Origin of the sequence: Polystyrenella longa (assembly GCF_007750395.1) — a bacterium.
In the GTDB taxonomy this organism is placed as follows: Bacteria; Planctomycetota; Planctomycetia; order Planctomycetales; family Planctomycetaceae; genus Polystyrenella; species Polystyrenella longa.
Window position 1 is genome coordinate 2,768,668 of record NZ_CP036281.1, and the last position, 12,520, is coordinate 2,781,187.

Annotated in this window: 8 protein-coding genes; 6 read left to right on the forward strand and 2 right to left on the reverse strand. The window is 50.4% G+C overall.

The window, feature by feature from the left end; genetic code table 11:
• Nucleotides 1–444: 444 nt before the first annotated feature.
• From Pla110_RS10275 to Pla110_RS10300, 6 genes are all read left to right on the forward strand, one after another.
• Nucleotides 445–1,020: an RNA polymerase sigma factor gene (locus Pla110_RS10275; protein ID WP_144995686.1), complete on the forward strand. Its 576-nt coding sequence runs from the start codon at nt 445–447 to the stop codon at nt 1,018–1,020.
• A gap of 528 nt (nt 1,021–1,548) precedes the next feature.
• Complete coding sequence (locus Pla110_RS10280; RefSeq protein WP_197440639.1) at nt 1,549–4,263, forward strand: carboxylesterase family protein; 2,715 nt, start codon at nt 1,549–1,551, stop codon at nt 4,261–4,263.
• A gap of 298 nt (nt 4,264–4,561) precedes the next feature.
• Complete coding sequence (locus tag Pla110_RS10285) at nt 4,562–6,235, forward strand: Hsp70 family protein (protein WP_231742968.1); 1,674 nt, start codon at nt 4,562–4,564, stop codon at nt 6,233–6,235.
• A gap of 339 nt (nt 6,236–6,574) precedes the next feature.
• Nucleotides 6,575–7,621: a GspE/PulE/PilB domain-containing protein gene (locus tag Pla110_RS10290; RefSeq protein WP_144995688.1), complete on the forward strand. Its 1,047-nt coding sequence runs from the start codon at nt 6,575–6,577 to the stop codon at nt 7,619–7,621.
• A gap of 188 nt (nt 7,622–7,809) precedes the next feature.
• Nucleotides 7,810–9,036 carry a tyrosine--tRNA ligase gene (gene tyrS, locus Pla110_RS10295; RefSeq protein ID WP_144995689.1) on the forward strand — a complete coding sequence of 409 codons (1,227 nt, stop codon included), beginning with the start codon at nt 7,810–7,812 and terminating at the stop codon, nt 9,034–9,036.
• A gap of 77 nt (nt 9,037–9,113) precedes the next feature.
• Nucleotides 9,114–10,202 (forward strand): Gfo/Idh/MocA family protein, encoded by a 1,089-nt coding sequence (locus Pla110_RS10300; RefSeq protein WP_144995690.1) that lies wholly within the window; start codon nt 9,114–9,116, stop codon nt 10,200–10,202.
• Between the two features lie 124 nt (nt 10,203–10,326).
• Here Pla110_RS10300 and Pla110_RS10305 read toward each other — a convergent pair whose 3' ends face one another.
• Together Pla110_RS10305 and Pla110_RS10310 are read right to left on the reverse strand one after the other, a co-directional pair.
• Nucleotides 10,327–11,079, reverse strand: coding sequence for a hypothetical protein (locus Pla110_RS10305; protein ID WP_144995691.1), 753 nt, complete (start codon nt 11,077–11,079; stop codon nt 10,327–10,329).
• A 438-nt stretch (nt 11,080–11,517) separates the two neighbouring features.
• On the reverse strand, nt 11,518–12,471 hold the full coding sequence (locus tag Pla110_RS10310; protein WP_144995692.1) for a lysophospholipid acyltransferase family protein: 954 nt from the start codon (nt 12,469–12,471) through the stop codon (nt 11,518–11,520).
• Nucleotides 12,472–12,520 lie beyond the last annotated feature (49 nt).

Sequence of the window (12,520 nt, forward strand, 5' to 3'; positions counted from 1 at the left end):
TAAAACTCCATTATTTGTGATTCAGACGGCTGTCAGCTGATCGAGTGGGGTCTATGGGTGCAATAGGTTGTTGCGGGTGTTGGTCCGGTTTTGGCCCAGTGGTAAGGGGATTACAGAGAGGAGTCTCGGAGAATCATCTTGCTCGACGTTCTGTTTATGTCTAATATAGTTAAGAAGATACACAATTATTTCGTGTCTCCTGACATGCTTAATTTGCCAAGGTTCGAGATGTTTTCGGCAAGTCGAAATCAGATTCGTTCGCACGGTAACTTATTTACGATTCTCAACCGGCCCTAAAAGTTTTTGAACGAAGTTACTAACGCCCGTCCCTTTGGTGCTAATAGGTGCGGCTTGTGATCACGTTTATCGATTTCGGAATGAGAAGAGACCCCTACGTTTTATGCGGGTCCACCATGTCAGAGACCCGTTGCTGGGAGGTTAGCTGTGGCCTTAACTGAGATCGACAAAAACCTGCTGAAACGCTGTCTGGCCGAAGAACCGGGAGCGTGGAAAGACTTCGTTGATCGATTTCTAGGGCTCTTTATCCATGTGATTCGTCACACCGCTTCCGCTCGCTCTGCCCAACTGTCCGATCAAGACGTGGAAGATATCTGTTCCGAAATCTTTCTACAATTACTGGCGAATGATCATCAGGTTTTGGCTCGTTTTCAGGGTGAATCGTCTTTGGCGACTTATCTGACAGTGATTTCTCGCCGAATTGTGGTGCGTGAAATTTCCCAGCGCCGCAAGGCGGAAGCACTGGGGCATGTGACGGCGTCTCGCAGTTCTCTTGATCAGGCTTCTGCCAATCTGGAAGTCGAAAGGTGGGAAGATCGGGAACAAGTTCGAACCTTGCTGAATGAACTTCCCGGAAACGAAGCCGAGATTGTGAAGCAATACCATCTCGAAGGTCGTTCCTACCGCGAAATATCTGCCGCTCTTGGGGTTCCCGAGAATACAATCGGCCCCACGCTCACGCGCGCTCGCACCCGCATGAAGGACAATCAGGTTCGCTCCTGAGGATGCTTTTCCCTTCACTACATTAGTCCGCCCTGTCGTTCAGGATCCGATATGCGTTCGCATACCGTGGAGCATTTTCGTCCGTTTTGTTGAATCGATTTTCATTAACTCTCGGACAAGTTCCCTCCGAGAGTACTGACGGTCGATTTTCCAAGCTATAATGAGAAATGAAGAGCTCTAGCGAGACTGGGAGGAAATATTTTCGAAGAAGCCCTGGGCAAATTCGCATAAAAGAGAGTAGCCTAGTATAAGCTGCGAGTTCGCCACCTCTCCTTCTGAAGTTCATCGACAGTCTGATATTCTTTGACTCTGTTCTGTATGTCTGCCTTATTGGACAGTCCCTACATGATGCGATCGGCGATGGCTTTACAACGATATCATTAAACAAAACCAGATAACATAACCCCTGATGTAACGTAATCCTTTGGGATTCGCACTGAGGAAATGATTCCAGCGTCCGGTATATCAACTGAGGCTGATACCGAGCGGAAGAATCGTTAAAAACCTCACATGGGAAGGAAAACGAACGTGTCGTGGTGCTCGAGAGTGATGGTTTGCCGCTGGAAGGTATGGTTATTAGTCCTACTTCTCTGCCTCGTACTGGTCCCCCTGCAGCAGGCGGTTGCAGAGCCTGGTTTTCCTCCTGATTCAGTCTTTAAATTGAAGACGTTTGAGGATCAACGAGGGGTTCACAAGTATTCGCTTTTTCTTCCGGAAGGATATACCGATTCGAAGAAGTGGCCCGTCGTTCTTTTTCTACATGGTGCGGGTGAACGTGGAACCGACGGCGCAAGTCCAACGCGCGTCGGGTTGGGCGCAGCCTTACAGGAGCGACCAGAGAATTACCCTTTTATCGCGGTCTTTCCCCAGGTCGAAGACACAACCGGACGTTACCTCGAAGGGTGGGTCGCCGAGAGTTCTGATGGCAAAAAGGCGATCCAAATTCTCGATGCCGTGATCAACGAGTATTCCGTCGATCGGGATCATCAGATTCTGACAGGCTGGTCGATGGGAGGGTACGGAGTCTGGAGTCTGGCAGCAGCGACTCCCGATCGTTGGTCCGCTATTATGCCATTAAGTGGTGGAGGAGATCCGGAGTGGGCAGCCAAGCTTTCCAACACGCCAATCTGGAACGTTCATGGAGAACATGATTTTGTCGTGTTACCTGAAGAGTCGCGAAAAATGGAGGCCGCGTTTAAGGCACTCAAAGAGAATCATCAGACATACTTCTCTTACATAACAAACGGTGCCCATGACATCTGGAAAAACGTCTATGGTTACACGGGCGTCGTGAAATGGCTGCTGAATCCTGTTCCGGAGAATCGAGTCGATCTCACTTTGGCCGAAGCGTTGATCAAGACGCTTCCCGCCCCGTTCGTGCCGGCATTGGAACTCCATCGCGCAGCAAAAATTCGTGTTGGGAACGAAGCGTTGGAAATGTTCTCCTACGCCGTTCCATCCCGCATTCCCACTGACATGTTGTCTGGGCAACTTGAGAATATTCAAACAACCACGGAAGTTGAAGGTTACGCTTTCAATGTTGTCTTCGGCGGTGTTTCTTATCAGGCCCAACTCAAACGGGTCTTGCTGCAAACCACTCCGGATAAACTGCTTTCAATTAAACTCGGCTTCGAGCGCATCGCACTGACATTAGGAAACACTGCTGTTCAGGGACGCCGACACTCGGCCAATGCTGGTCCAATTCAAGTCACCTTGGGCACCCGGGAACCTCTCTGGCTCGATATTCGTGTGGAACCCTACCTTGAATCGGGAAGAATCAAACTTCGCAATCGTGGCGCCAATCTGATTTTGGATCATAACAACATGCAGGTCTCGCTGCCGGCGGGTATCACGGTGGAAGGTCTTGGGATGACTCGTGAGCGAGTTTCTCGAGGATTAGTAAATGGTTTGTATAACAGTCGTGGGCGATTTCAGCAGGAGATTCAGCAACTTGCTCCTCGAATTGTACGTGAACTCGAAAAACGGCTCGACTTAAATGAAATCGTCAAAGACAGTTCAAGCGTCTGGCCCCTGCCTGTATACGCTCCTCGAATTAAGATGCGTCCCAATTCCATCTCCGTCGACAGCAACGGCTTTTCACTGGGCCTCGACTTTCTAGTTGCTTCCTATGTAGACCACGAACCATCGGAATCGCCACGAATTGTGGAGAACGAGGATAATCTGGAAGTAGGTACTGGCCCCGCTCTGGAAATCGTACTGGCGACGAACACAATGACCGAAGCGATGCGGTTAATGATTGAAGAAGGGATCTCTTTCGTCGATGTGGAAGACATCCCGGGAACCGCTTTTGATCGATGGGCAGACCGGGCGTTCTGGAAGCAGATCCTGGCCGACGAGGGCAAGCCGTTCCCTGATGCGCATACGCGAGTAAGGATGTCAATCAATGCGCCACTTGAATTCGGCCCCCATGTCGATGCGAGCATCGATCCGGCTCTGACTGTTGCGGAGAATGTCACTGCAGGAGAGGCGGAATTACTATCGGTCTCGCACAGTCGTCTGGCATTAACGGACGTTCGCCTCACGTTGATGACGAAAGATCCCAAACGATTTTCCCAGCGATGGAAGCCCTGCTGCACTCTTCAGTTTGATCTCTCTCAACAATTCGATTTCACTTTCGTCAAGCCGTCACACACGCAACGTGAAATTCGAGTTGGTTTATCTGATCCGATGCAAGTCACTGTGAAATTAGTTTCTGAGGATGGCAAACAGAGTCCTCTAGCCAGCGAGGAAAAAGCCATCCTGGAATTCCGCACTGCGATGCAGAACTGGTTAGGAAAAGCGACCAGACAATCAATGGCAGTTCCTGATCTTGATATGGAAAGTGCAGGACTGCGAGCATCCCGATTGGCGTTGCATAAGGATCAGTTGGTTGTCGATTTTGAAACGCCCGTTGTACGCGTTATTAATACATCTAAGGAGCAACAGCGTTATCAAACACGCGGGCCTTACTCCAGTTGGAGTGAAGACTGGGTTCTGGAGCCTGGGAAAACCCATCTTTTTACGGTGCCCTATCCTATGCTTTATCGTCGAAATGCCGGGGAAGTTCAGGAGCTTTATACGCTTCCCCTGGGGGCAGATGCCGAATTTCGAGATGTGGCGGGAGTAAACCCGGAAAGTCAGGTGGGACGCCTGTTTCTAAAACAGAGGCAGGTTGTTCAAGATCCGACTGACGATAAGGAACAAATGACAACTTCGGGACCTGATTTGGGGCAGGCGCAATAAATTCCGGCCTGAGCCGATTAGGGGGAATGGCGCAAAGAAGTACGGGGGAAGGCGTTAGTTTCGATAAACGGGCGCTTGATTCCCCTTGCCAGTGCTGTCAGAATAAGCTGTTCAGATAAAATGGATCGGCGTTGGTTTCCTGTTCTGGAGGTCACCTTTCGACATGTCTCTCATTAAGACGGTCGTTCTCGTGACCATTTCTTATCCAATCGACCTGAATCGGACTCGCGAATTAGAGCCAGTCAATTTAGAACCAGACAAAAAGGAACGGTAACTGTTCCAAAGTTGGTTATAACTGATGGCGATGTTGATTGAGTTTTTCAATCAATCTAATGAGTCTCCTGATCTCAAACATTCGACCCCCCACCTCTGTTGCGGAAATGAAGAGTTAAGCATGAAAATTCTGGAAGGTAACACTGTTGGTATCGACTTGGGAACCACCTATTCAGCGATTAGTAAGCTGGATGAGGAAGGAAATCCGACACTGATTCCAAACGCGGACGACAGAATAATCACCCCGTCCGTCGTGTTACTGGGTGACGATGGGCATGTGCTGGTTGGCCCCTCGTTCGAGCGGATCTCTATCGAAGACCCGACTCACATCGTCGAAGCGATCAAACGGCAGATGGGGAACCCGGAATTTTATGTTGTCTATCAAAACAAAAAACTGACATCGGAATTCATCTCCGCGTTGATTCTGAAAAAACTGAAGCAGGACGCCGAAGCCAGAATCGGCCCTATCGGCAACGCCGTGATCACCGTCCCCTATTACTTCAACGACGTTCGCCGTAAAGCAACTCAGGACGCGGGACGAATTGCCGGACTCAACGTGATTGACATTATCAACGAACCTACTGCAGCAACGCTTTCGTACGCTTGGAACAAAGGCGAACTGGGACGAGCCGATCTCGTTCAAAAAGAGAAATCAATCCTCGTCTACGACCTCGGTGGTGGAACGTTCGACGTGACGGTTGTGAGCTACACTCCGACTCACTTCCGCGTATTGGCAACCGATGGAGACGTTATGCTTGGTGGTCTCGACTGGTCACAGCGAATCGTCGACCATATTGCCGAACAGTTCCGTCGCAAATTTGGAGACGATCCTCGTGAAGATCCGGAAACACTCCGTATTTTCTCTCAGGAAGCGGAAGACGCCAAACGACAATTGAGTAAGAAAACTCAGGTTCCGATTAACGTTTACTATAAAGGTAAAACGCTTACCGTCAGTCTTTCGCGTGCTGACTTTGAACGGATGACGTCTGACCTGATGCAGCGAACCAAAGATACGACAGAACTCGTACTGCAACAGGCTGGTATCCGGCTCGAAGATCTGGACGACGTTATTCTGGTGGGTGGTTCAACCTACATGCCTGTGGTCGAACACATGTTACGAGAAGTTTGCAAACGCGAGCCATCCCGTGAGCTGCAACCAGAAGAAGCCGTTTCCCAGGGAGCCGCCATTCACGCTGCGATTCTGGAAGCGAAAGCGACCGGCGGACAGGGACAGATCGCTCAGGCCGTGATTAAACGTCTGCAGTCAGTACAGACCAGCGATGTGAATTCGCACTCACTGGGAGTCAAACTGACCGATCCCAATGATCGTGGTCGGAAGATGAATCACATTATGATTCCTCGAAATACAGAAATCCCCTACTCAACCACGCAGCGATTTGTGACCAACTCACCCAATCAGCAGCGGATTCATGTCCATATTCTGGAAGGGGAAACTTCCGATCCGGATGCTTGTTCACAAATCGGCGACTTCCGCGTTTACGATTTACCAGAGAACTTACCCAAGGGTTCACCGGTTGAATTGAGTTATCAGTACGATTCCAGCGGACGTATCAGTGCTGTCGCTAAAGAGTTGACCAGCAACAAGGCTGCTTCAACTGAGATCGTACGCGATTCCGGCTTGGACGATGAAGGCATTGATGTCTTTCAGCGTCTGGCTGATGAGTACAAAGTGGAGTAAAGGGGAACCAGAAAAGCTTCCAATTTAATCCAGCTGGGCCCCAATGGGGCCTTTTTTTATGGATTCAAGCGCTTATTCCAGATAGCCGTAGCGTGTTCTGGCGGCGTAGCCTACTGTTTTTAAGGGCTTTTCGGGACCGATAGCCGCCACACTTATCCTGGACAGGATTTAATCTCCGGGACGAACGGGTTTCGGAAATAGTAACTGTGAATATCTCAGAGATATTTGAAACTTCGCGCCGATCATGCCGATGATGTAAATAGCACGGATGTTTGTTTAGTGTTATTCTTTTTGAACGAAAAACCACTTTCCAGCACTAGGAGAGAAGGAGCCTGAAGCGTGGCCTTGGATGTCTATAAAGATTGGCTCGGCATTCCGGAAGGGGATCGCCCCCCGGATCACTATCAGTTGTTGCGATTGCTGCAATTTGAAGATGACCCCGCCAAAATCGAAGCGCATTATAAAAAACTGAATGCGCATGTTCGCAAATACGCCACGGGAAAATTCCAGCAGGAGTCACAGGATCTCCTGAATGAACTCGCGCGAGCGATGTTATGCCTGACTGACCCTGAGCGAAAACAGGAATACGACGAGTCTTTAGGACGACACTTTGACGCCGACGTCGTCGAAGAAGGTCGCAAATCGATGGGCGGATGGCTAGTCGCCAATGGCCATCTCAGCAAAGCTCAGGTAAAAGAGGCGGAAACGTTCGCCGAGGCCCGCGGACTCGATCTGCGCGATGCGTTCGTCCAGATGCGACTGGTTGAACCAGAACTGGCGACTCGTGCTTATGCAGAGGAAAAGGGACGATCATACGTCGACCTCAACCTCACCCTGCCCGATGACTCCGTGCTCGATAAGACACCGCGGCGAACGGTGAAAAAATATTCGGTGATTCCCTTATTCATCGAAGACGACCGGGTGCTGGTCGCGTCCGTCTATGAACCGACACACGAATTGGAAGACGAATTCCGGCTTCGTTATGGCGTGCCAATGCATGTCGTAATGGCCCCCCCATTACAGATTCAGCAGGCGATCTCAAAATACTACGCTCCTGGAATGCGTGAGGGAGCCAGCGATGACGATGTCGAGACGACTGCTTCAGGGAAATCGAAGTCCAAACCCAAAAAGGCTAAGGCGGCGAAGGCATCTTCCGGACCCGTCGTGCACTTCTCTCAGCTCGAACCCGAAGAGCAGAAAAAACGTCGACAGATCGGTGCGATTGCCATCAATCTATCATTCATACTCGGATATGTCCTCGATAAGTTTGTGCTCGAGCCCTACCTTCTTCCTGACGCATTGATCTTTGGCTGGATTCCCACCCTGGGTACTTGGGGATTGCTGGGAGGCGTGCTTGTTTGGCTGTTCGGTTCTTACTGGAAATAACGTTGCTGGTGAAACTCTGCAGCTACGACGAAGCTTTGCTGATTGCAGCGAGGTAAGCCGAACGTGGTTGTAGGACTGGATGACGGCCAGATAGCTTGTTAGGCTTCAACGAACTTCACTCATCCCGGGTTTGCGAAGGACTGAAACCTTTGCCCCCTCTTGCTCATTTGCTTAATTCAGGTATTGGAATGTCTCAGTTTCCTCCCGTTGAAGAACAATTAGCGGTAATCCGCCGTGGTGTCGAAAAAATCGTTCCAGAAGAGGAACTCGCTAAAAAACTGGAGGCGAGTTACAAGTCGGGCAAACCTCTGCGCATCAAGTACGGCATTGACCCAACAGGGATCGATCTCCATTTGGGACACACAGTTCCAATGCGAAAAATGCGGCAGTTCCAGGAAATGGGGCATCAGGCGGTCATCATCATCGGCAACTATACTGCCCTTGTGGGGGATCCCAGTGGACGAGATGAAACTCGGGCCCGTTTGACCTCGGAACAGGTCGAGAAGAATGCAGTCGACTATTTGAACCAGGTCGGCAAAGTGATCGATCTTTCCCAAGCCGAAGTTGTTCGCAATGGGGACTGGTTCAGCAAGATGGATTTCGCTGAAATGCTGACGTTGTGCAGCAAGGTCACCATCGCCCAATTGCTAACACGCGACGATTTTTCCAATCGCTTTAAAGCAGAGTCTCCAATCTACCTGCATGAATGTCTTTACCCACTGATGCAGGCGTGGGACTCGGTTGAAATTAAAGCCGATGTGGAACTTGGTGGCACGGAACAGCTCTACAGCTTTATGCTCGCTCGCGATTTACAGCGCGATCAAAAACTTTCTGAACAAGTCAGCGTGATGTCCCCCATTCTTGTTGGCTTGGATGGCGAACGACGCATGGGGAAAAGCCTGGGGAATTACATCGGTATCAGCGAGCCTGCGTATGAAATGATGAAGAAGTTCATGCAGCTGCCCGACGGTGTAATGAAGATGTTCTACGAACTTCTGACAGAAATCCCACTCGAAGAAATCGATGAGATCCTGAAAGGACATCCGAAAGAAGCCAAGGTGAAACTGGCGAAAACAATCATTTCAGAGTACCACGACTCCAGTGCGGCTGATGAAGCGGCGACTCGATGGGATCGGGAGATCTCTGGCGGGGAAATGCCGTCGGATATTCCCGTCGTTGAAGTGGCGACTTCTGAACTGGATGGCGGCAAACTACCCGCTGCACGCCTGCTGACTTTGACGAAGTTATGTTCGTCTTCCAGTGAGGCGCGAAGAACGATCCAACAAGGTGGTGCCAAGTACGGTGAAGATAAAGTGAAGATCGAGTCACACGATCAACTAATTGACGTGACCAGTGGATTACTGCTGTGGGTTGGAAAAAAGCGGTTCTGTCAGGTAGAGTTGTCAAACAAATGACGTGTAACGTCCCGCTTGAAAGATGGCGTGGATATTGAACTGGAAGTTTTGCGGACCTGAATACAGAGAGACTTAGCATGGCAACAGGATTCGGCCTCGTGGGATGTGGAATGATTTCCAACTTCCACGCACAGGCGATCGAAAAGATACGAGGAGCGAAACTGGTCGGTTGTTTCGACATGGTTCCCGCGTCCGCAGACCGGTTTGCAGAAAAACATGGCTGCACTCCGTATCACGATCTGGATGAGATGCTCGCGAACGATGACATTCATGTCATCAATATTTGTACTCCTTCCGGAGCCCACATGGAGCCGGGAGTCAAAGCAGCCAACGCCGGAAAACATGTTCTCGTCGAGAAACCGCTGGAAATTACTTTGAAGCGTTGCGATGCGATCATCAATGCCTGTAAGAAAAACAAAGTGAAACTGGGAACGATCATGCCTTCCCGTTTCGGCGCGGTGAACATCGCTCTGAAAGAAGCGGTCGACAGCAAACGCTTCGGGAAACTGACCATCGGCGATTCCTACGTCAAATGGTGGCGCACGCAAGAGTACTATGACAGTGGCGGATGGCGTGGAACCTGGAAACTGGATGGCGGCGGCGCTTATATGAATCAGGCGATTCATAATGTCGACTTGCTGTACTGGTTCATGGGTGATGTCAAAGAAGTAGTGGCCCTCACCGATACGCTGGCTCATAAACGAATCGAAGTCGAAGACGCTGGCGTCGCGGCCTTGCGGTTTGCCAATGGGGCTTTGGGCACGATCGAAGCGACGACCTGTGCTTATCCTGGTTTCCTCAAGAAGACAGAGATCCACGGCACTGAAGGTTCAGCCATCGTTGAACAAGACGACCTGCTGCACTGGGAATTCGAAAAGAAAGACCGTAAAGATAACGGGATTCGCAAGAAATTCTCACAGAAAGCGGGCGGTACTGGCGGTGCAAGTGATCCGTCTGCGATCAGTTTCGCCGGGCATCAGGCACAGTTCACCGATTTCATCAGTGTACTGAATACAAACAAGAAACCGCTGGTGGATGGCGAAGAAGGACGGAAGAGTGTCGAGATCATTCTCGCGATCTATCAGTCTTCCTGGACCGGTAAGAAAGTGACTCTCCCACTGAAACGGGATCCTAAAATTCCTGAAGCCCTTAAGCTCGGCAAATAAGACGTTGAACCACTGATCTGACGGGTGAAATCGAAGACGTAAAAAAAGAGCCTGCGAGAGATTCTCGCAGGCTCTTTTTGATTCAGGCTGATAAAAGTATCAGCATAAGATTAGCGGTGTCGAATTAATTATCAGTCGCGGGAGCTTCTGGTTCAGCAGGTGCCTCTTCAGCAGGAGCTTCGCCATCGGCGGGAGCTGCTGGCTCAGCGGGAGCTGCTTCTTCTTCGACTGTGGATTCTTCAGGCTTGGTTGCAGCGTCCTTTTCCGCGGCAGCTTCAGCTTCCTTCTGTTTGTCTTCAGCCGATTTCAGTTTCGCCTGTAACTCTTCCATGTCTTTGCGGAGAGTGGCGTTTTCTTCGGTAGCGGCTGTTACCTGTGCTTTGGTCGCTTCCAGTTCTTTGGCAGTGGCTGCCTGTGTTTCATTGGCAGCGACGAGTTGTTTGTCGACGCCGGCTTTGGCAGCGTTGGCGGCTTCCAGTTTTTTGTTCAGGTCGGCAACCTGTGTTTCTGCTTTTACAGCACGCTCGGTTTGAGCTTTGGCTTCTGCACCATTTTTGGCGGCTTCGTCGGCATTGGCAGCGGCTTCAGTTTTAGAAACTTCCAATGCGGTGGTGGTCTCTTCCAGTAGGTCTAGAGTTTCTGCCAGTTGAGCCTGTAATTCTTCCATGGCTGCATTAAGGTTTGCTACCTCTGCTTCGGCCCGATTGGCATCTTCTGCACGCTGCAAGGCAACATGGTATGGCAGTGGGAATTGGTAGCAGCCGCTGTTTGATTGGACAGCCGGGGTAGAACAGGTCTTGCAACTATCAGCAATACCGCTCGTCGCAGTCAGAGCCATAACGGTTGCTGTCATCGTCAACGCTGAAAACAGTTTCATGGTTTTCCTCTTGTGTTAATAAACAATTTCTAAGGTCGTGAGGTTTTTGGGGAGGGAAACGAGTTTGATGATAGAGAGCGGGCCTTATTGTTTTGAACTACCATCTCTTGCTGTTTGGCCATCTCTTGCTGTTTGGAGAGTCATCTTTGACAGTATCACAGACATTATCTTGCGACGACTGATCTCGTTTTATCGAAGGGAGATTCGCCTGATTAAGGCGTGAATAGATCTCACCGGTAGGGTTTGCCCACATGCTCCATTTTGACTGCCTTAGGGGCAGGTGGCAAGTGTCAATTGATAATGACTCGCACAATAAAACAGAGTGAACTACCGAATAATCATCGATGCGGGTTATACCGGATAGTCTCGAAATCGATAATCTGATTAGAGTTAGGCGCATTCCAGCCAAACCGGCGCGAAATCGCGGAGGCGTCACGATCAGACGGCTGCTGGTTTCTTCTTCCGTTGCCGGGGTTCGCTCTTCCAGCGACGGTGGACCCAGAAGTACTGCTCTGGAGCCCTGCGAATCGAGTTTTCCAGGGCGAGAGTGAAGTCCTCGGTGATCCCCCGGATAGCATCCGTGTCGGCATAACGGCGAGGATCGATAATGTCCGCGCAGCCCATTTCAAAACCGGTCCAGCGACGATTCACAAAATTATCGGGGAGCCGGTAGGTGTATCCGACCAGAATAGGAGCATCCATCTGGATCGACAGCAGAGCGATCGATTTGAAAGTCGATGCATCTTTACCGAAAAATGGGACGAACATACCCCGTTTGCCGGCATCCTGGTCTCCCAGCAACGCCACTACCCCCCCCTTCTCGATCAGGTCGGTCATCTCGCTACCGCCCCCTTTTTTGGAGATCAGACTGTGACCAGTGAACTGACGGAACTTTTCGAACCAGCGATGAATGTATGGGTTGTCCAAATCTCGCGCGACTACTCCGGCAGGGTAACCGAACAGCCCGAAGGTGGTATTGGCGATTTCCCAGTTACCGAAATGGCCAGATAAGAGGATGAGTGGTCGTCCTGCACAGAGAGCTCGGGTTGAATAATCCCGATAGCGAAATTGAAGCACATCGGCACAGTTATATAAGCGCATTTTTCGGGTATGCTGTGGAATCTCGATCACCAGCCGAAATAAGTGCACCCACATCTTGTAGAAGATACGCTCAATTTCCTGTTCAGAGAGTGAGTCTCCGAAGGCGATTTTCAGGTTAGCCCGGGCGACTTTGTAGCGAGTCAACTTTCGAGGCAATCCATAGGTTATGAACCAACCAAGCATTTCCGCCAGGCGAATGCCGGTCTTCGTCGGCAGTGCCTCAACAAAACAAATCAGTGACCGGAAGACAATGTATTCCAGTCGATGTTGGAGCGCTCGCTTGTTTTTCACAATCCATCCTGGGAAACAGCAATTTGGTTTTGAGAACGGGAAGAGAGCC

What these genes read in the sequence shown, in the direction of transcription:
- Pla110_RS10285 (WP_231742968.1), top strand. Translation starts at nt 4,562, where the DNA reads ATGGCGATGTTGATTGAGTTTTTCAATCAATCTAATGAGTCTCCTGAT.
- tyrS (WP_144995689.1), top strand. Translation starts at nt 7,810, where the DNA reads ATGTCTCAGTTTCCTCCCGTTGAAGAACAATTAGCGGTAATCCGCCGT.
- Pla110_RS10300 (WP_144995690.1), top strand. Translation starts at nt 9,114, where the DNA reads ATGGCAACAGGATTCGGCCTCGTGGGATGTGGAATGATTTCCAACTTC.
- Pla110_RS10305 (WP_144995691.1), bottom strand. Translation starts at nt 11,079, where the DNA reads ATGAAACTGTTTTCAGCGTTGACGATGACAGCAACCGTTATGGCTCTG.